The 18872-nt window shown below is 66.3% G+C and carries 20 protein-coding genes; 8 read left to right on the top strand and 12 right to left on the bottom strand.

Going from position 1 to position 18872, the window contains the following annotated elements; genetic code table 11:
* The first annotated feature begins 49 nt into the window (after nt 1-49).
* Nucleotides 50-1789 carry a CAP domain-containing protein gene (locus V5734_RS11765; protein WP_347309853.1) on the top strand — a complete coding sequence of 580 codons (1740 nt, stop codon included), beginning with the start codon at nt 50-52 and terminating at the stop codon, nt 1787-1789.
* Between the two features lie 6 nt (nt 1790-1795).
* On the opposite strand, the gene V5734_RS11760 is transcribed toward V5734_RS11765, so the two are convergent.
* From V5734_RS11760 to V5734_RS11745, 4 genes are all read right to left on the bottom strand, one after another.
* Nucleotides 1796-3100 carry an HlyC/CorC family transporter gene (locus tag V5734_RS11760; RefSeq protein ID WP_347309852.1) on the bottom strand — a complete coding sequence of 435 codons (1305 nt, stop codon included), beginning with the start codon at nt 3098-3100 and terminating at the stop codon, nt 1796-1798.
* Nucleotides 3101-3175: 75 nt separating this feature from the next.
* Nucleotides 3176-4111 (bottom strand): site-specific tyrosine recombinase XerD, encoded by a 936-nt coding sequence (locus V5734_RS11755; RefSeq protein WP_347309851.1) that lies wholly within the window; start codon nt 4109-4111, stop codon nt 3176-3178.
* Between the two features lie 4 nt (nt 4112-4115).
* The gene (locus tag V5734_RS11750) at nt 4116-5675 is read right to left on the bottom strand and encodes a hypothetical protein (RefSeq protein ID WP_347309850.1); all 1560 of its coding nucleotides are present in this window, start codon (nt 5673-5675) and stop codon (nt 4116-4118) included.
* On the bottom strand, nt 5662-5796 hold the full coding sequence (locus V5734_RS11745) for a hypothetical protein (protein ID WP_347313705.1): 135 nt from the start codon (nt 5794-5796) through the stop codon (nt 5662-5664). Before V5734_RS11745 ends, V5734_RS11750 begins: the two co-directional genes overlap by 14 nt.
* Before the next feature lie 227 nt (nt 5797-6023).
* On the opposite strand from V5734_RS11745, the gene V5734_RS11740 reads away from it, so the two are divergent.
* Nucleotides 6024-6569 (top strand): shikimate kinase, encoded by a 546-nt coding sequence (locus V5734_RS11740; RefSeq protein WP_347309849.1) that lies wholly within the window; start codon nt 6024-6026, stop codon nt 6567-6569.
* Nucleotides 6566-7681: a 3-dehydroquinate synthase gene (aroB, locus tag V5734_RS11735; protein ID WP_347309848.1), complete on the top strand. Its 1116-nt coding sequence runs from the start codon at nt 6566-6568 to the stop codon at nt 7679-7681. The genes V5734_RS11740 and aroB overlap by 4 nt, the downstream gene beginning before the upstream one ends.
* 84 nt (nt 7682-7765) lie before the next feature.
* On the opposite strand, the gene V5734_RS11730 is transcribed toward aroB, so the two are convergent.
* Nucleotides 7766-8266, bottom strand: coding sequence for a single-stranded DNA-binding protein (locus V5734_RS11730; protein WP_347309847.1), 501 nt, complete (start codon nt 8264-8266; stop codon nt 7766-7768).
* 241 nt (nt 8267-8507) lie between these two features.
* Between V5734_RS11730 and V5734_RS11725 the strand changes: the two genes are divergently transcribed.
* From V5734_RS11725 to V5734_RS11710, 4 genes are all read left to right on the top strand, one after another.
* Nucleotides 8508-8762 (top strand): PepSY domain-containing protein, encoded by a 255-nt coding sequence (locus tag V5734_RS11725; RefSeq protein ID WP_347309846.1) that lies wholly within the window; start codon nt 8508-8510, stop codon nt 8760-8762.
* A gap of 63 nt (nt 8763-8825) precedes the next feature.
* Complete coding sequence (locus V5734_RS11720; protein WP_347309845.1) at nt 8826-9362, top strand: cytochrome b/b6 domain-containing protein; 537 nt, start codon at nt 8826-8828, stop codon at nt 9360-9362.
* Entirely contained in the window at nt 9359-9895 is a 537-nt protein-coding gene (locus V5734_RS11715) for a helix-turn-helix transcriptional regulator (RefSeq protein WP_347309844.1), read from the top strand. Before V5734_RS11720 ends, V5734_RS11715 begins: the two co-directional genes overlap by 4 nt.
* 78 nt (nt 9896-9973) lie before the next feature.
* Nucleotides 9974-10579 carry a lytic transglycosylase domain-containing protein gene (locus tag V5734_RS11710; protein WP_347309843.1) on the top strand — a complete coding sequence of 202 codons (606 nt, stop codon included), beginning with the start codon at nt 9974-9976 and terminating at the stop codon, nt 10577-10579.
* An 87-nt stretch (nt 10580-10666) separates the two neighbouring features.
* Here V5734_RS11710 and V5734_RS11705 read toward each other — a convergent pair whose 3' ends face one another.
* The 5 genes from V5734_RS11705 to rocF all read right to left on the bottom strand — a co-directional run bounded on the left by V5734_RS11705 (nt 10667) and on the right by rocF (nt 17258).
* Nucleotides 10667-10954 (bottom strand): putative quinol monooxygenase, encoded by a 288-nt coding sequence (locus V5734_RS11705; protein ID WP_347309842.1) that lies wholly within the window; start codon nt 10952-10954, stop codon nt 10667-10669.
* Between the two features lie 143 nt (nt 10955-11097).
* Nucleotides 11098-13329, bottom strand: coding sequence for a M66 family metalloprotease (locus V5734_RS11700; RefSeq protein WP_347309841.1), 2232 nt, complete (start codon nt 13327-13329; stop codon nt 11098-11100).
* Between the two features lie 294 nt (nt 13330-13623).
* Nucleotides 13624-15183: a glutamine-hydrolyzing GMP synthase gene (guaA, locus tag V5734_RS11695; RefSeq protein WP_347309840.1), complete on the bottom strand. Its 1560-nt coding sequence runs from the start codon at nt 15181-15183 to the stop codon at nt 13624-13626.
* A 105-nt stretch (nt 15184-15288) separates the two neighbouring features.
* Complete coding sequence (locus tag V5734_RS11690; protein ID WP_347309839.1) at nt 15289-16332, bottom strand: ornithine cyclodeaminase; 1044 nt, start codon at nt 16330-16332, stop codon at nt 15289-15291.
* Nucleotides 16332-17258 (bottom strand): arginase, encoded by a 927-nt coding sequence (rocF, locus tag V5734_RS11685; protein WP_347309838.1) that lies wholly within the window; start codon nt 17256-17258, stop codon nt 16332-16334. Before rocF ends, V5734_RS11690 begins: the two co-directional genes overlap by 1 nt.
* A gap of 123 nt (nt 17259-17381) precedes the next feature.
* On the opposite strand from rocF, the gene V5734_RS11680 reads away from it, so the two are divergent.
* Nucleotides 17382-17813 (top strand): Lrp/AsnC family transcriptional regulator, encoded by a 432-nt coding sequence (locus tag V5734_RS11680; RefSeq protein ID WP_347313623.1) that lies wholly within the window; start codon nt 17382-17384, stop codon nt 17811-17813.
* 18 nt (nt 17814-17831) lie between these two features.
* On the opposite strand, the gene V5734_RS11675 is transcribed toward V5734_RS11680, so the two are convergent.
* Together V5734_RS11675 and V5734_RS11670 are read right to left on the bottom strand one after the other, a co-directional pair.
* The gene (locus V5734_RS11675; RefSeq protein ID WP_347309837.1) at nt 17832-18287 is read right to left on the bottom strand and encodes a disulfide bond formation protein B; all 456 of its coding nucleotides are present in this window, start codon (nt 18285-18287) and stop codon (nt 17832-17834) included.
* Entirely contained in the window at nt 18284-18862 is a 579-nt protein-coding gene (locus V5734_RS11670; protein WP_347309836.1) for a YqaA family protein, read from the bottom strand. The genes V5734_RS11675 and V5734_RS11670 overlap by 4 nt, the downstream gene beginning before the upstream one ends.
* Nucleotides 18863-18872: the final 10 nt, after the last annotated feature.

Genomic DNA, 18872 nt, shown 5'->3' with positions numbered 1-18872 from the left:
GGCGCTTAACTCTCGCCGGCGCATAGCCCGGATTTGAGGAGCCATCACGATGACGCGGAGCGCCGCCGAGCAGTACATGCTTGAACTCGTCAATCGGGCAAGGCTCGATCCGGCCGGGGAAGCGGCGCGTTACGGCATTGGTCTCAATGCCGGATTGGCGGCAGGGACGATCGATCCGAGCGCCAAGCAGGTTCTCGCGCCAAACGACCTGCTGGAGGATGCGGCCTCGGGCCATTCGCTGTGGATGCTTGCGGCGGATGCATTCAGCCATACCGGCACCGGCAACAGTACACCCGGCGACCGGATGGCGGCTGCGGGCTATGTCTTCAGCGGAAGTTGGACCTGGGGCGAGAACATTTCCTGGCTGGGGACCACCGGCACGCTCGACCCCGCAAGCGCAATCGCGTCGCAGCACAAGTCCCTCTTTCTCAGCCCGGGACATCGGATCAATATTCTCGGCGGCACGTTCCGGGAAATCGGCATCGCACAGGAAACGGGAATCTTCACCAGCGGGGGGACATCTTACAACGCCTCGATGGTAACGCAGAATTTTGCGAAATCCGGCTCTGACGTTTTCCTGACGGGCGTTTCCTACAACGACACGGACCGGGATGATTTCTACTCGATCGGCGAGGGGGTTTCGGGGGTCGGGTTCGCGATCGGGGCGACTGCGACCTCGACGGCGGCGGCGGGGGGCTACGCGCTGAAGCTGGCGCCGGCCGCGGGGGTCAGCGTCACGGTGACGCCGCAGGTCGGCCCGGCCTCGGTGGTGACGGTGGACCTTTCGGCCGGCAACGTGAAGCTCGACCTCGTCGACGGCACGCTGTTCCGGACCTCGGGCGATCTGACGCTGGTCTCGGGCGTCGCGGATGCGGAGCTTCTGGGGGTCGCCAACCTGTCGCTGACGGGAAACGGCGCGGACAACCGGCTGACCGGCAACCGCGGGGACAACGTGCTGGGCGGCAATGCCGGCGCGGACCGGATCGACGGCGCTGCGGGGGCGGACTGGATTGCGGGCCATTCCGGCAACGACACGATCTTCGGCGGGGATCAGTACGACACGATCTATGGCGGCGATGGCAATGACGTCGTGGCCGGCGGCAACGGGCGGGACAAGGTCTGGCTCGGCACCGGCGACGACATCTTCAACGACAATGCGCAGAACGACATCCACGGCTGGGACACGGTGAATGCCGGGGCGGGCCGTGATACGATCAATGGCGGCGGCGGCAACGATGTCTTCAACGGCGAGGACGGCGAGGACTGGATCGCCGGCGGCTTCGGCAACGACACGATCAACGGCGGCAACCAGTACGATACGATCTATGCCGGGGCCGGCAACGACGTGGTGGCCGGCGGCAATGGCCGCGACAAGGCCTGGCTCGGAGACGGCAACGATGTCTTCAACGACAACGCCCAGAACGACATCCACGGCCGGGACACGGTCTATGGCGGCGCCGGCAACGACACGATCAATGGCGGCGGCGGCAACGATCTGTTTGATGGCGGAGCGGGCAACGATGTCCTGAGGGGTGGCATCGGCGCGGATCGCTTCGTTTTTCGCGCGGGTTATGGCCAAGACCGCGTGACCGACTTCGCCGACAATGTCGACACGCTGGTTCTCGACGACGCGCTCTGGGGCGGCGGGCTGAGCGTGGCGCAGGTGATCTCGACCTACGGGTCGATCCTCGGTGGCAATGCGGTCTTCGACTTCGGCGGCGGCGATGTCGTCACGCTCGCCGGCATTGGATCGCTCAACCTCTTCAACGACGATATCAATATCGTCTAAACCGGGTCAGAGCGGGCGGATCTTCATCCGCGTGATGCGGTTTTCCTTGCGGCTGAGGACCTCGAACCGGAAGCCGTGGAACGAGAAGACCTGGCCTTCGGCGGGGATCATCTGCGCTTCGTGGATGACAAGGCCGGCGATCGTGTTGGCCTCGTCATCCGGCAGCGCCCAGTCGGTCGCGCGGTTGAGGTCGCGGATCGTCATCGCGCCGTCGACGATGCAATCGCCCGCCTCGGTCCGCTTCAGCGGATGCTCGGCGTCGATGTCGAATTCGTCGGTGATCTCGCCCACGATCTCTTCGATGATGTCCTCGAGCGTGATCAATCCGCGAAGATCGCCGTATTCGTCGACGACCAGCGCGAAATGGGTGCGCCGCCTGAGGAATTCGCGCATCTGCTCGTCGAGGGGCGTCGTCTCGGGTACGAAGTAGGGCGGTTTGGCGACGCTCAGGATGTCGAGGTCGCTGACGGAGTCGAGTTGGCCGTCGCCGGTGCGCAGAAAGCGTTCCACGGCGCGCAGAAGATCCTTGGCATGGATCACGCCGACGATGTTCTCCCGCTCGCCCCTATAGAGCGGCAAGCGCGAATGCGGCGAGGCGAGCACGCGAGAGATCAGTTCGTCGGGGCGCGCGGCGACGTCGAGCATCTCGATCTGGCTCCGGTGCCGCATGACCTCCTCGACCGTGCGGTCCGAGAGGTCGAGGGCGCCGAGAAGGCGGTCGCGGTCCTCCTTCATCACCGCGCCCTCGGAATGGCCGAGCGCCAGCGCGCCCACGATCTCCTCGCGGAAGCTGAGGATGTGGCTGTCGGGATCGGTCCGGACGCCGAAGACCATCAGGAGCAGGCGCACGATCATCCGCACCAGCGTGACGATCGGCGTAAGGACGAGGATCAGGAGGCGGATCGGCCGCGCCACCCGGGCCGCCGCGGTTTCGGGCGCGGTGATCGCATAGGTCTTCGGCAGCACCTCGGCGAAGACGAGGACGAGCGCGGTCATCACCAGCGTCGCCACCGCCACCCCGTTGGCACCGAAGAGACGCGAGAAGAGCGCGGTCGCGAGCGCCGCCGAAAGGATGTTGGCGACGTTGTTGCCCAGAAGGATCGCGCCGATCAACTTTTCGCCGTCTTCGGTCACCTTGAGCGCCGTTTCGGCCCCGCGATTGCCCTTGTCGGCCTGCGCCCTGAGCTTGCCGCGCGATGCTGCCGTCAAGGCGGTTTCGGAGCCCGAGAAGAAGGCCGACAGCAGGAGGAGCGCAAGGATCGCGCCCGCCGTCAGCCAGAATGCGCTGTCTAGAATGCCGGTACTGGTCATCGGGTCCGTCCTTTCGATCTCAGCCGTTTATGGGCGAGCCGCGTTCCGCCTTCAAGAGACCGTGGGGGCCTCGCGTCAGCGGTCGGTACGCGCCAGCGGATGATGGTCGAGGACGAGCGCGCGCAACCGTTCGTCGAGGACATGGGTATAGATCTCGGTCGTCGAGACATCGGCGTGGCCGAGGAGCGTCTGGATGACCCTCAGATCGGCGCCGCCGGCCAGAAGATGGGTCGCGAAGGCGTGGCGGAGGACATGCGGCGTGACCCGGTCGGGCGCGATTCCGGCGGATATGGCGAGTTCCTTCAGGAGGCCGTGAAATGCCTGCCGGGTCATGTGCCCGTCGCGTCCGCGCGCGGGGAAGAGGTGGCGGCCCGGCGGAATCTGCGCCTTCGCCCGCGCCGCGTCCTCGGCGGCATCGCGGGCGGCGAGCCACTCGGCCAGCGCCGCGCGGGCAGGGGAGGACAGCGGCACCATCCGTTCCTTTCCGCCCTTGCCCTTCACCATCAGCATCCTCGGATCGCCGCGAGCGGCAGCGACTGGAAGGCTGACAAGCTCGCTGACCCGCATGCCGGTCGCGTAAAGGAGTTCCATCAGGCAGATATTGCGCAGCCGGTCGAAGGTGCCGCGACCGCTTTCCCGGCTTGCCGCCAGTAACCGGTCGACCTCCTCGACGCTCAGGACCTTCGGCAGACGCTTCGCGCGGCCGGGTCCGGCAATCTGGATCGCGGGATTGTCGCCGCGCCAGCCTTCCTCGTAGGCGAACCGGTAAAGCTGCCGGATCGCGGACAGCCTGCGCGCGCGGGTGGCGCGCGACAGGCCCTCGGCCTCGCAGGCGACGAGGTAGGTCTCGACATCGGCCCGCGCCACGCCGGCAAAATCCTTCGACCTCCGCTCCAGCCAGCCGGCGAAATCCTTCAGGTCGCGGCCATAGGCGAGTAGCGTGTTGCGGGCCGCATCAAGCTCTGCCGCCTGCGCTTCAAGGAAGGCCGAGATCCACCGCGCCGCCGCCATCGCCTCAGCCTCGCCGTTCGAGAAGGACGAGTTCCAGCGCCGTCCGCCGCGCCGTCGATTCGACCCCGGCCTGACGGAGAAGCCGCAGCCCGTCGGTGATGTTCCTGAGTTCGCCGCGCGTGCCTTCGGTGATCCTGTCGATGGTCAGAAGCAGGGCTTCGCCGAGGCGCTTCTCCGCGAAGAGGGCGGCGAGGTCGCGCGGGAGCCCGGATGGCCCCGCGAAAGCCGCGTGGATCGCGGCGCCCATCTGATCGGTCGGGGTGGTGCCGGCGCTTTGGCCGGTGGCCAGTCCGATCAGGAACCGTTCCTCGGGATCGACCGGCGTTCTGCCGCGCGCGACCGCCTCGTAGTCGTCGGAGAGAAGACCGATGCGGAAGGCGAGCGCGCCGGTCGCGCCGGGCAGGTCTAGCGCCGACACCCGACGCCCGTAGAGTGCGGCGAACGGCACTTCCAGCTCCACCTCCGTCATCCTCTGCCAGGCGGCCGGCAAGGCGCGGGCGATGGCATCGGGGCCGCCGCCGGCAAGGGCCTTGTCGAGCGCCTGGATGGCCGAAACCCGTTCCCACACCCCGCCGGAGGCCGCCGCCTTTCGCTCGGTGTAAAGACCGAGGAGCCGGTTCGGTTCGATCGCGCCGCTGCGCGCCAGGCGCTCGCCGGCCTCGAGCCGCGACTTCCAGCCGGCATTGGAGCGCAGGTCGGCCTGCGCGAAAGCCACCGGCAGCGTCGTTGTCGGCAACGGCTGGCCGATCGCTTCCATCAGCCTCAGGACGAGGGGCGAGGGGCGGGCCGGCATCGGCAGGTCGTCCTCGCCCTCGAACAGTTCGGGGTCGAGGAAGCGTTCGAGAAGCGCCGACATGTCGGCGTCGATATAGCCCAGCGTCTCGCCGGTCCTAAGCGACAGGGCGGCGGCGTTCCAGTCGCCGCCGCGCGCGAGGCAGAAGACACGGGCCGGAAAGGTCGGCGCGATATCGGGGGTTTGCCTCATCACCTCGCAGGCGCGATCCTCCTGCCCGGTCAGAAGGGCGATGTCGAACCAGCGACGGAACGGTTCGGCCTGCGGCGTCTCCACCTGCTCCAAAAGGGCGAGTGCGGGGTCCAGCGCGCCGAGATCGAGGAGCTTGTCGATCCGCGCGAGGAACAGCTCTCCGCGCATGTCAGAATCGACCGGCGGGGCAAGCTCGGCCAGCAGGAGCGTGTAGAGAAGCCTCTGGATCGCCGGCAGCGCGTCGATCCGCTCGGCCCGGATCAGCCGCGCCAGCTCGGACGAGGCGGTGGTGCCCCAGAGATCGCGCGGCAATCCGGTCGTGGACACCGGCAGAAGCCCGATCGCGTCGAGCGACGGGGCGTCGAGCGGCATGACCGTGATCGGATCGCGGGTGATGCCCGAAGCCACCGGCGGCTCCATCGTCACCGAGGGCGGCAACGGCATCGCGGTCGGCGTTGCGACGGATCTGGAAAGCCAGTCTATCGCCGAAAGCGGCTCCTTACCGTGGGATTCGGCATGAAGCCCCGTGGCGGCGAAAAGAAGTGCGGGCAGAAGGGCGCCCGTCCTACCTGTCGACATTCAGTTCAACCGGTTCCGACATCTCGACCCTATCGGGGTTCATGTCGCCAAGATAAGCATATCCCGCCAATCCGGCAAAGCCGAGCAGCGCGAGAATGAAAAGGATCTTGAGAATGCGCAACATATGGTCCTGCCGTATTCTTGTTCGTTCTTGTCGTCCTGCCCCTGCCTCGGACGGGTCAGGTTCGCCTTCGTTCGTGCAACGCGGCGCGAACGCCCAGATTATATATGGCATTTATCGCGAGTTCACGCCATTCAGGGCAGAAAGTTGAAGCATGGGCAGGAGGCCGCCGTGCCGACACCGGAAGCGCGCGGAGGCCGCATGAAGATGAAGCAGGAAAGAAGCGTTTGGGGCGCAGGTTGAAAAAGACGGTTGTTCTGATCGGCATGATGGGCGCCGGCAAGACGGCGGTCGGCAACGCGCTCGCCCGGATGCTCGGCGTCGATTTCGTCGATTCCGACGATGAGATCGAGCGCGCCGCCAACATGACCGTCGCGGACATCTTCCAGCGCGACGGAGAGGCGTTCTTTCGCGCGCGGGAGGCCGAGGTGCTGGCGCGTCTGCTGGGGGGGCGTCCCTGCATCCTCTCGACCGGCGGCGGCGCGTTCCTTTCCGAGGGCAATCGGACGCAGATCGCGGCCCGGGGTGTCGCCGTCTGGCTGAAGGCGGACCTCGACCTTCTGTGGCAGCGGGTCCGGCACAAGACGACACGGCCGCTGCTCAGGACCGCTGATCCCAAAGCGACGCTCGCCAACCTCCTGAATGCGCGCGAAGGGATCTATGCCAAGGCGGAGATCACGGTCGAGGCGCGACCCCATTACTCGGTCGAGGAGATGGCCGAAGAGGTCATCGAGGCACTCTCACTCAGGCCGGACATTCTGGAGACGACATGACGCAAAAGACCGACAGCGTCCGGGTGGCGCTTGGCGCGCGGAGCTATGACGTGCGGATCGGGGCCGGGCTTCTGGCCCGCGCGGGGGCCGAAATCGCCCCGCTTCTCCGCCGCCGCCGGGTGGCCGTCGTGACCGACGAGACGGTCGCGGCGATCCATCTCGACGCGCTTCGAGCGGGGCTTGGCGATATCGAGATGACCGCGCTCGCGCTGCCGGCGGGCGAGGCGACGAAGGGCTGGCGGCAGTTCTCGCGTGCCGTCGACTGGCTTCTGGCCGAGAAGGTAGAGCGGCGCGACATCGTGATCGCCCTTGGCGGCGGCGTCATCGGTGATCTCGCGGGATTCGCGGCCGCTGTCCTCAGGCGCGGGGTCCGCTTCGTGCAGGTCCCGACGACGCTTCTGGCGCAGGTCGACAGCTCCGTCGGCGGCAAGACCGGCATCAACTCGGTCCACGGCAAGAACCTGATCGGCGCGTTCCATCAGCCCGCCCTGGTGCTGGCCGATATCGGTGTCCTCGACACGTTGCCGGCGCGCGATTTCCTGTCGGGCTACGGCGAGGTGGTGAAATACGGGCTTCTGGGCGATGCGGACTTCTTCGACTGGCTCGAGGTGAACGGCCCGGCGCTTGCCGCCGGCGACCGGGAGGCGCGGCAGTTTGCCGTGCGCCGTTCGGTCGAGATGAAGGCCCGGATCGTCGAACGCGACGAGACCGAGGAGGGCGACCGCGCGCTTCTGAACCTTGGCCACACCTTCTGCCATGCGCTTGAATCCGCGACCGGCTATTCCGACCGACTGCTCCACGGCGAGGGCGTGGCGATCGGCTGTGCGCTGGCGTTCGAACTGTCCCAGCGGCTCGGCCTGTGCAGCCAGGAAGCGCCGAGCCGGGTGCGGGCGCATCTGCAGGCGATGGGAATGAAGGTGGATCTGGCCGATATCCCGGGCGATCTTCCGGGGGCGGAGGCGCTGATGGCGCTTATGGCGCAGGACAAGAAGGTGCTCGACGGCAAGCTGCGCTTCATCCTCGCCCGTGGCATCGGCGATGCCTTCGTCGCGACCGATGTCGATACGGTGACCGTGCGCGCGGTTCTTGAGGATGCGCTCCGCGCGCGGTGATCGGAGCGGTGGCCCGTCGGTGTCGTGCAGAAAGAAGGGCGCGGCCGTGACGCTGCGCCCCTGATTTTTGTCCGTGAGCTTCGTTCAGAACGGGATTTCGTCGTCGAGATCCGGCCTGCCGCCGCCGCTGCTGCTCGATCCGCCGCCGTAGCCGCCGCCCGAGCCACCACCACCGTAGCCGCCCCCGGAGCGGTCGTCGTCGAAGCCGCCGCCGCCACCGCCCGAACCGCCATCGCGGCCATCGAGCATCACCAGTGTGCCATTGAAGCCCTGAAGTACCACTTCGGTCGAATAGCGGTCCTGACCGTTCTGGTCCTGCCATTTTCGGGTCTGCAACTGCCCCTCGATATAGACCTTGGAGCCCTTGCGCAGGTACTGTTCCGCGACCTTCACCAGACCTTCCTGAAAGATCGCGACCGAATGCCATTCGGTCCGGTCCTTGCGCTCTCCGGTATTGCGGTCGCGCCAGGTCTCGGACGTGGCGATCCGCAGGTTGCAGACCTTGCCGCCATTCTGGAACGACCGCACTTCCGGATCGCGGCCGAGATTTCCGACCAGAATGACCTTGTTCACTGACCCCGCCATGCGGACCTCCTCGTCGCGATTCCAATTGGCCCCCGTTAGACCATTCGGTTCCGGTCAAGAAAAGCACTCATGATTAAGATTACGATAATTCACGTCCGGATCAGGGCCTCCAACTCCGGTTGCAGACCTCCGGCAGGCCCGTATCTGTGCCCGCGGACGGATGGGCAGGCAGCGCCTGGCATTGCACTTCGACGCCCGGAAGCCGGCGCAACCCGCCCCGGCTCATGGAGAGAGATGCGACATGACACCGAAGAAGACCCTCGCGACCGCCGCCGCGCTGATCCTCGGCCTCGTCCTTCCAGCCCTTGCCGGATCGACGCCGGACGCCGCCACACAGGAAAAGATCGCCGCCGACCTGACGGCTCAGGGCTACGACGTTCGCAAGATCGACGATGAAGACGGGATGATCGAGGTCTACGCTGTGAAGGACGGCAAGATGTACGAAATCTACCTCGACGCCGAGCTGAAGGTCGTGCGGACCAAGGAAGAAGGCTGAGCCACGTATGGCCGGCGGTGAGATCTTGCGGCCGGTCCCTCTGAACGCGAAGGATGTGCCGCGATGGCCAAGGTCAAAGTCTGGGATCCGGTCGTCCGGGCCTTTCACTGGTCGCTTGTGGCGGGGTTCACTGCCAATGCGATCTTCACAGATGCCGAAGGCAAGCTGCACGAAATCGTTGGCTACGCGGTCGTCGCCCTGATCGGGCTGCGCATTCTCTGGGGCCTGACCGGCACCCGCCACGCGCGGTTCGCGGACTTCCCGCCCTCGCTCTCGGGCGCCATCCGGCAGATGCGTGAAATGGCGACCGGACGGCGCCACGCCCATATCGGGCATTCGCCGCTCGGCGCGCTGATGATCTACAATCTCATGGCTTCGATTCTCGTCATCGGCCTCACCGGTTACATGATGACGACGCTGACCTGGTTCGGTGTCGGCTGGGTCGAGGAATTGCACGAGGTTGCCGTGACCTGGGCGGAACTGTCGATCGCCGCCCATATCGCCGCCGTGATCTTCGAAAGCCGGCGGCTTGGGATCAATCTTCCGAAATCCATGCTGACCGGCTACAAGTCGATGCCGGAAGCAGGGGACAAGGGATGATCCGAACGAAACGACCGGAACGAACGAAGGTCTCGGCGGTCCTGGTGTTGATGCTCGTGCAGGGGTTCTGCGCGGCGTTTTTCATGTTCGATCTTTTCGGCGATCTCATCGAGGAGCCAGCCTCGATGTGGGTACGCCCGCATCTCGTGATGGAGATCCTCGCCAATCTCGGTCTTGTCGCCGGGGTCGTTTTCGAAGGCACCTATCTTGTCCGGCTCCTGCGCCGGCAGGCCCATGCCGAGCGGGCGCTCTCCGCCGCCTCGGGCGCGTTGCACGAGGTGATGGAGGACTATTTCGAGGAATGGCGCCTGACCCCGTCAGAGGCGGATGTCGCCGCCTTCACCATCAAGGGGTTCTCCATCGCCGAGATCGCCGCGCTGCGCGGGTCGGCCGAGGGGACGGTCAAGACCCATCTGAATGCGATCTACCGCAAGGCCGGGGTTCCGGGGCGCGGGCAGCTCGTCAACCTGCTGATCGAGGAACTGCTTGGTGGACCGCTTGTGCGGCCCGAGGTCGCAACCGCCTCTGGTTGAGGTAACCGATCTGGGTTCGTGCTGGCCCGCGCCGAAAACTTCGGTATAGTCGCGCGCGGGAAATTGGGCGGGGGACCGATGCGATTTTCGAAGGTTGCATTCCTTGCCGTCACGCTTGTGACGGGAGGCGAAGTGGAGGCTGTGCGGGCCGAGGGGCTTGTCTTCGGCAACGCCTCATCGTCACGGCTCGCGATGTTCCGCAAGCAGACGGCTGTTCTCGATACCCGGGCGGCGACCCAGTATTCGGCCTCGGTGAAACTCACGCCGCACGGCAAGTCGGGTGCGGTGCCCGTGGCGATCCCGAGCTATTCGGGACGTTACCGGGGGCTTTACCTCGACGCCGCGAAGGACGCGGCGCGGCGGCACGGGGTGCCGGAGGATCTGTTCCTGCGTCTCGTCCAGCAGGAAAGCGGCTGGAACCCGCAGGCAGTCTCTCACAAGGGGGCGACGGGGCTTGCACAGCTGATGCCGGCGACCGCGCGGCGGCTCGGCGTCAACGCGACGGATCCCAACGACAATCTCAACGGCGGGGCGAAATACCTGCGGATGATGTACGACCGCTTTGGGGACTGGAAGCTTGCGCTCGCGGCATACAATGCCGGGCCCGAGGCGGTCGAAAAGCATGGCGGTGTCCCGCCTTACGCCGAGACGAAGGGATATGTCCTGGCGATCCTCGGCAGCTGAGGCGGTCCCGGCTGGCGTTGGAGTTCCGCGTCGTGGAGATTGCGGGGGAATCGTCCGGAAGCCGGTGCGAGGTAGATCCGAAACGCCTTAACCGGCTTCGTCCCTGATCTCGTATTCCCGCGGAATTCCCTTGGTGGCGCGCGCCCAGATCGTGCCTGCGGCACGGGCCTGATGGGTCTCGAATGCCTCCCGGTCGCGGAAGGCTTCGGTGACGGCAAAGCAGGTCGGATCGGAATGCGACCGCAGAACCTCGAACCTAAGACAGCCCGGCTCGGCGCGGGTCAGGCGGATATGCTCGGGCAGCAGGACGGAGACCCGGTCGGCCTCTTCGAGGGTCCGGCAGCGTAGGAAGCCAGAAAGGATCACGCGTGGCATGGCGGCGAGAATAGGGCGGGGCGGGCCGTCTGGGAAGTCCCGGGCGGCGGAGACGCGGAGAATCCGCATTCGCGGGCGGTGGAAAATCGAGGGGGCGCCGTTCCACGCGCCCCCTCAGTCGTTCGCACGCGATCCGCGACCCCTCAGCGCGGGGCGTCGTCATCGGGATAGGTTTCGAACGCCACCGTCGCCTTCGCGGTCCCCGCCTTCGTCTTGACGTTGACCGTGGCGGTGTGGCGTCCGGGTGCGGGGGCGGTGACATAGGTATCGGAACCCGTTCCCGCCTCCTTGCCGTCCAGAGACCAGCGGCACGCCGCGGGTTCAATGGGCAGGCCGTTTCTCTGATCGACAGCAGCCCAGAGCCGCATCGGCACACCAGCGGCGATGGCCGAACCCTCACGCGGGTGAAGGATCGCGAGGCCCGGCGCCCGTTCCCGCATCCTGATCGGCCCGGTCGTGGCCTTGGCGGTAAAGAAGCCGTCATGGGCCAGCAGCCGGAATGTCAGCTCGCCAGCGGGAAGGCCGGTTGCATCGAACGACAGATCGCGATCCTTGAGCCCGGCGGCGAGGTTGTTCCACGACCGGCCGTCATCCTTGGAGACCTGGATCGCGAAATCGAGCGGCTGCTCTCCGCCGCCTTCGGCTTTCCACTTCGCCCGTCCGGCCTCGCCGTCGAGGGCCACGTCGAAGGCAGCGATCCTGGGCGGCGCCTTGGTCGCCTTCCGCACCCAGATCTCGCGCGGTTCCGTCGCGTCGCCATCGTATCTGACAATGCGCAGCGCCTCGCCCGGTTCGCGGTCCGGCAGGAAGCCTTGCGCAAGGAAGGGGCCACGTTCGTCGCTGGCGCCGCCGCCTCCGTCGCAGCCGCAATCGCCCTTGCCGCCACAGCCGCAGCCCTGAGAGGGCAGGCGCATGAGCGGCACCTCAGCGACGACGGTTCCGTTCCCGCCGATCATCTGCAGCGCATAGCCTGATGCCGTGACGGCCCCGTCGATCCGCGAGGTGGTTTCGAGCCTCATCACGCACTTGACGTCGATGCGGTTGCCGGGCCCCACGACCGCGATGACGGAGACGAGGGATTCGGTCACGATCTGTCTCCAGTCCTGGGTCAGCCAAGGCGGCGGCGGATCGGGCAGGTATTCCCACGGCCAGAGGAACGGATCGACGAGTTCCGGGATGCGGAACCGGAACCGGTGCCAGACCGGGTTGAGCCGGACATTGTCGAAAAGCCGCTGGTAATTGTAGAGGGAAAACCAGTCGCCGCCGCAATAGGACATCAGGTCTTTGCGGCTCGGGAGACGGATCGTGCCGTCGTTGATATCGAGACCGTATTCCCCGATGGACGCCATCGGCACCCCGGCCGGGTCATAGGGTTCATAGGCCGGATAGTTCGGATCCCCCGGCGTTCCGCAGGGCGCATGCGGCAACCCGCAGGCATGCCCGACCTCGTGGGCCATGGTCACACCATTGCCGACACGGCCGCTGGTCACCCCGCTCGACGCGCAACCGCCGACATTGGCGATCGGAATGCCGTTCGGCAAAAGCCCGTAGTAGATGACATCAGTGCGGTTGCCGTCATTCGTGCGGACCTGCGCGATGGCCGCGTTGAGGTCGAGCCACTGCTGCGAACAGCCGCCGGGCGACAGGGCCATGCCGGTCAGGGGCGTGCCCCAGTTGATCGTGCCGGCGCTTGAGAATTGCCCTTGCGCGTTGACCGGCATCGTCGTCAGCGACCAGGCCGCCGTGGTCGCAAGGTTGGCCAGCGTCGGCGCGGCCAGATTGAGCGTCGCCGTACCGGCAGCGTTCGGTCCGTTATAGGCGATCAAGACGCCCCGGATCGCCAAGGTCTGATCGAGGTTCGCCGACACCGAGATCTGATGGCTGTCGATGACCGAGGCGGCGCTGGTCCCGTCGCGCCAGATTTCCGCCGTCAGCCTCAGGTTCCCGTGCATCTGGTCGGCCGGGATGATGAAATTCAGCGTCGTGCCGAGGGTCGAGCGCTCGGTCGCGTAGCTGTCATGCGCGGTCGTCACGATGCCCGGCGCCTGCGCCGCGAGGGTCGCGACATCGTGGAAGACCGGAAGCCAGCCGATGCTCCGCGCGATCTTGAGATGCCCTCGCAGAACCTCCGCCGGACCGAAATAACTCGTCACATAGACCCGGACCCAGGCCGGCTTGCCGCGCACCAGGGGCACGGCATTGTCGGGTTGACGGTCGGCCGGGTCGGTCAGGTGGCGGTGCGCGTCCTTGTACTGGATCGCCTGGGTCACCTCCATGTCGATGATCGACGTGAAGAGATACTTGACCTTGAGGTTGCCGTCCGCGAGGAGGTTTTCGGTCAGAAGATCAAAACGATCCCGAATGCTGTCGCCCATGAATTCACCTCTTCGAAATTGAAGGGCGCCGAAGCTGGCGCGTGAAACACGAAAACGCAAAAGATAGATATGGAATGGGGGCAGTCTAGCACGAAGGTCCGGATACCGCAGTGGCGGTATTCCAGACCCGGCGCGGCGATCCGGGTAAGAGCGACAGAAGGGAACGGGCAACAAGCGGGACCGTGCCGCCGGGAGTAGGGGCAACCGCCGCGAATCCACCTCGGGCGCGGGCGCCGGGTGGGCCGCGAAGGTGGCGCGACGCGGCGCCGTGACGCCGGCGCCGCGCGGAAAGAATTACTCCATCTCGATCGTGCCGGGGGGCTTCGATGTCACATCGTACATCACCCGGTTGATGCCCTGCACCTCGTTGATGATCCGCGTCGCGGTCTCGCCGAGAAAGTCGTGGGTGAAGGGGTAGTAATCCGCCGTCATGCCGTCGACACTCGTCACCGCGCGCAGGGAGCAGGCATAGTCATAGGTGCGGTAGTCGCCCATGACGCCCACGGTCCTGACCGGCAGGATCGCCACGAAGGCCTGCCAGATCTCGTCGTAAAGCCCGTGCTTGCGGATCTGGTCGATATAGACCGCGTCGGCCTTCCTCAGGATGTCGAGCTTTTCGCGCGTGATCTCGCCCGGGCAACGGATGGCAAGGCCGGGGCCGGGGAAGGGGTGGCGGCCGATGAACTTGTCCGGCAGGCCAAGTTCGCAGCCAAGGGCGCGGACCTCGTCCTTGAAGAGTTCCCGCAGGGGTTCGACAAGCTTCATGCCCATCTTCTCCGGCAGGCCGCCGACATTGTGGTGCGACTTGATCGTGACCGAGGGCCCGCCCGAGAAGCTGACGCTTTCGATCACGTCCGGGTAGAGCGTGCCCTGCGCGAGGAAGGTCGCGCCGCCGACCTCGTGAGCGTGCTTCTGGAAGACGTCGATGAAGAGCTTGCCGATGGTCTTGCGCTTCACTTCCGGGTCCGAGACGCCTTCGAGCGCGCCAAGGAAGAGATCACTTTCGTCGGCATGGATCAGCGGGATGTTGTAGGTGTCGCGAAACATGGTCACGACTTCTTCCGCCTCGCCAAGGCGCAGAAGCCCGTGATCGACGAAGACGCAAGTGAGCTGGTCGCCGATTGCCTCATGGATGAGGACCGCGGCGACGGAACTGTCGACACCGCCGGACAGGCCGCAGATCACCTTCTGGTCGCCGACCTGGGCGCGGATCTTCTCGATCGCGTCCTCGCGGTAGGCACCCATCGTCCAGTCGCCGGTGAATCCGGCAAGACGCACGAAGTTCTCGTAAAGCTTCGCGCCCTTAGGGGTGTGGTGGACTTCGGGATGGAACTGGACGGCGTAGAAATGCCGCTTCGGGTCGGCGGTGATCGCGAAGGGCGCGTTGGGCGAGGTGCCGTAGACCTGAAAGCCCGGCGCGATCTTCGAGACGTGGTCGCCGTGGCTCATCCAGACCTGCTCGCGGCCGCCCTCGAACCAGCCGTCGAGGATAGCGAGCTTGTCGTCAGCCGGGGTGACATAGGCGCGGCCGAACTCGGCAGTGCCGTGGCCGCGCTCCACCTTGCCGCCGAGGAGATGCATCATCACCTGCTGGCCGTAGCAGATGCCGAGGATCGGCACGCCGAGGTCGAAGACGCTTGCGGGCGGCATCGGCGCGCCGTCGGCGAAGACCGAGGCGGGGCCACCGGAGAAGATCACCGCCTTCGGGGCGAAGTCCTTCAGGAAGGCGTCGTCCACTCGGTTGAAGGGGTGGATTTCGCAATAGACGTTCAATTCCCTCAGCCGGCGCGCGATGAGTTGCGTGACCTGGCTGCCGAAGTCGATGATGAGAAGGCGTTGATGCGCGTGTGTCATGGCCGGGGAATAGGGTTTTGGCCCGCGCTGCGCAAGCGGGTTTGGAGCCGGGCGGGGGCGCTGCCCCCGCACCCCCGAGGTATTTCGAGCAAGATGAAAGAGCCGTCAGGCCGCCTTGGCCTTGGCGCGCAGGAGCATGCCGTAAAGATCGCGCGGGTCGTCGGGGTCGGCGATCATGTCGAGGGGTTCGCTGTAGGGCAGGGTCTTGAGCTGGTCGTGGACGTAGCGGAGCGCGGAGAAATCCTCGATCGCGAAGCCGACGCTGTCGAAAAGCGTGATCTGGCGGGCATCGGTGCGGCCCTCCGCCTGCCCGGTGATGACCTGCCAGAGTTCGGTGACGGGGTGGTCGGGGGCGAGTTGCTGGATCTCGCCCTCGATCCGGGTCTGGGGCGGGTATTCGACGAAGATCGCGGAACGCAGGAGGATGTCGTGGTGCAGCTCGGTCTTGCCGGGGCAGTCGCCACCGACCGCGTTGATATGTGTGCCGGGGCCGACCATGTTGTCGGTGAGAATCGTGGCGAGTTGCTTGTCGGCGGTACAGGTGGTGATGATCTCGGCGCCTTCCATCGCCTCCTCCGCGCTCGTGCAGGGGGTGAGGGTCAGACCGGAACCGGCGAGATTCCTTATGCATTTCCGGGTGGCGGCGGGGTCGGAATCGTAAAGCCGGACATGGGTCACGCCGCAGATCGCGCGGAAGGCCAGCGCCTGGAATTCCGCCTGCGCGCCGTTTCCGATCAGCGCCATCGTGGTTGCCCCCTCGGGCGCGAGGTGTTTCGCGGCAAGCGCCGACATTGCGGCGGTGCGGAGCGCGGTCAGGATCGTCATCTCGGTCAGGAGGATCGGGTAGCCGGTCTGGACCTCGGCCAGAAGGCCGAAGGCGGTGACGGTCTGAAGCCCCTCGCGGGTGTTCTTCGGATGACCGTTCACATATTTGAAGCCGTACATCTCGCCGTCCGAGGTGGGCATGAGTTCGATCACGCCGACATCGGAATGCGATGCGACGCGCGGCGTCTTGTCGAAGCTCTCCCAGCGCCGGAAATCCGCCTCGATATAGGCCGCGATCTCGGTCATCATGCGCTCGGGACCAAGATGATGAACGAGCTTCATCATGTTGTCGACACTAACGAAAGGAACGATGTTTAGGCTCATTATCCAAAGCTCCGGGTCGGGCGGTCGAAGACCTTGCGGCCCATCAGGGAGCCGACGAGGTCGACCATCAGGCGGGCGGTGCGACCGCGTTCGTCGAGGAAGGGGTTGAGCTCCACGAGGTCGAGCGAAGTGACGAGGCCGCTTTCGTGCAAGTGCTCCATCACCAGATGCGCCTCGCGGAAGGTGGTGCCGCCGGGGACTGTGGTGCCGACGGCTGGCGCAATAGAGGGGTCGAGAAAATCGACGTCGAGGGAGACGTGGAGAAAGCCGTTCGCGGCGCGCACCCGGTCGAGGAATTCGCGCAAGGGGGCGACGATGCCGCGCTCATCAAGGACTCGCATATCGCAGATCGTGGCGTCGCTTTCGAGAAGGCCGGAATGTTCGGCGCTGTCGACGGAGCGGATGCCGTAGAGACAGATCCGCTCGGCCGGGACCGGCGCGGGGAAGGGCGGGAAGGCGTCGAAGCCGCCGCGCCCGGCGATGTAGGCGACGGGCGTGCCGTGGAGGTTGCCGGACTGGGTTGTGAGCGGCGTGTGGTAGTCCGAATGGGCGTCGAGCCAGAGGACGAAGAGCGGCCGGCTCGCCTTCGCCGCATGGGCGGCGACGCCGGCGACCGAGCCGAGCGAGAGCGAATGGTCCCCGCCGAGGAAGATCGGCAGGCCCTGGCCCATCGCCTCCTCCGCGCAGGCGGCAAGGGCCTCGGTCCAGGCGACGGTCTCGTTCAGGTGATGGACCGCCGGGTTGGGGCAGGCGGCGTCGCGGAACGGTGCCGGCGGCACGTCGCCCCAGTCCGCGACCGGCCGGCCAAGCGCCTCGAGGCTTTGCGCCAGCCCGGCGACGCGGTAGGCGGCGGGGCCCATCAGGCAACCTTCGCGTTTCTGGCCGCTGTCGATCGGCGCGCCGATCAGGATCGTGGTCTGGGTCATGGCTCGTCTGCTCGGTTCGGGATTCGGGTGATACGAGTCTCTTGCCGGATTGCGCCGGAGGAAAGCGCCGCTATTATCAGATTGCGCAAGTGAATTGACAAAACGGCGGGAAGAATGAGCGATCTGGACGATACCGATCAGGCCCTGATCGCTGCTCTCAGGCGCGACGGGCGGGCCTCCTTCTCCGATCTCGCGGCGCAGCTCGGCCTCGCGCGGGCGACAGTGACGGCGCGAATGGAGCGATTGCAGGCGCGCGGCGAGATCCAGGGCTTTACCGTCGTCACCCGTGGCGACGTGACGGCGATGCCGGTGCGGGGGCTGATGATGATCGCGATCGAGGGGCGCGGAACCGAGCGGATCATCGCGCGGCTTTCCGGCCTGCCGGAGGTGACGGCGGTGCATTCGACCAATGGCCGCTGGGACCTGATCGCGGAACTCGGCACCCGGACGCTGGAGGAGTTGGACGCGGTGCTTCTGAAGGTGCGCGGTTACGAGGGGGTTCTGGCGAGCGAGACGAGCCTTTTGCTGTCCACGCGCCGGGCCGGACGGCGCTAGGCCGCGCGAGCCCCGCCGTCAGGCGCGGCGGGCGGCGGCAATCCAGATCGCGACGAGCGCGAAGGAGAGGATCGCGTTCCAAGAGGCCATCGAGAGGCCGGCGAAACTCCAGGCGATCTCGTCGCAGCGGATGAGCGGCGCGTCCATGATCTGGTTCAGGAGATCCTCGGCCGAGCCGGCAAGGTCGCCGCCGGACGTGCAGGTATCGGGGCCGGGCCACCAACCCTGTTCCACGCCGGCGTGGTAGATCCCGATCCCGCCGGTCAGCGCCGCCGCCGCCGCGCCTGCCCAGGCAAGCGCGCGCCAGCCGGTGGCGATGATCGCGGCGCCGATGAGGATCGCCGCGCCATGCGGCCAGCGCTGCCAGAGGCAGAGCTTGCAGGGCGCGTAACCGAGCATTTGGAAGAAGAACGCCCCGAGGAGCAGGGCGGCGGACCCGCCGGCGACAAGCAGGATGAGGCGGCGCGACGTCATAGGTACTTCACCAGGGCAAATCCGCCGATCAGAAGGGTCATGAACAGCGTGAACACAAGTCCGAGCCGGCGCTCGATGAAATCGCGCATGGGCGCGCCGAATTGCCACAAGAGACCGGCGACGACGAAGAAGCGGATGCCGCGCGCGACGATGGCCGAGGCGATGAAGATGGGCAGCGACAGGCCGGTCCAGCCCGACATGATGGTGATCACCTTGAAGGGAAACGGCGTGATGCCCGCGATCAGCACCGCCCAGGCGCCGTAGTCGTTGAAGCGGGCCGCGAAGTCGTCCGCCGCGTCGGTCTTGCCGTAGAATTCGAGGATCGGCTGGCCCACCGCATCCCAGAGCACCGCGCCGATGAGATAGCCGAGCAAGCCGCCGAGAACCGAGGTGACGAGCGCCACCGTGGCGATCACCCAGGCGCGAGACGGACGCGCGATGATCATCGGCACCATCAGGACGTCGGGCGGGATCGGGAAGAAGGAGCTTTCCACGAAGGACACGACACCGAGCGCCCTGAGTGAGCGCGGATGGTCGGCCAGCCGCATCGTCCAGTCGTAGAGTGCGCGGATCATCCAAACCTGC

It is taken from the genome of Defluviimonas sp. SAOS-178_SWC, from assembly GCF_039830135.1.
Classification (GTDB): domain Bacteria; phylum Pseudomonadota; class Alphaproteobacteria; order Rhodobacterales; family Rhodobacteraceae; genus Albidovulum.
This window is presented reverse-complemented; position numbering and strand designations above follow the sequence as displayed.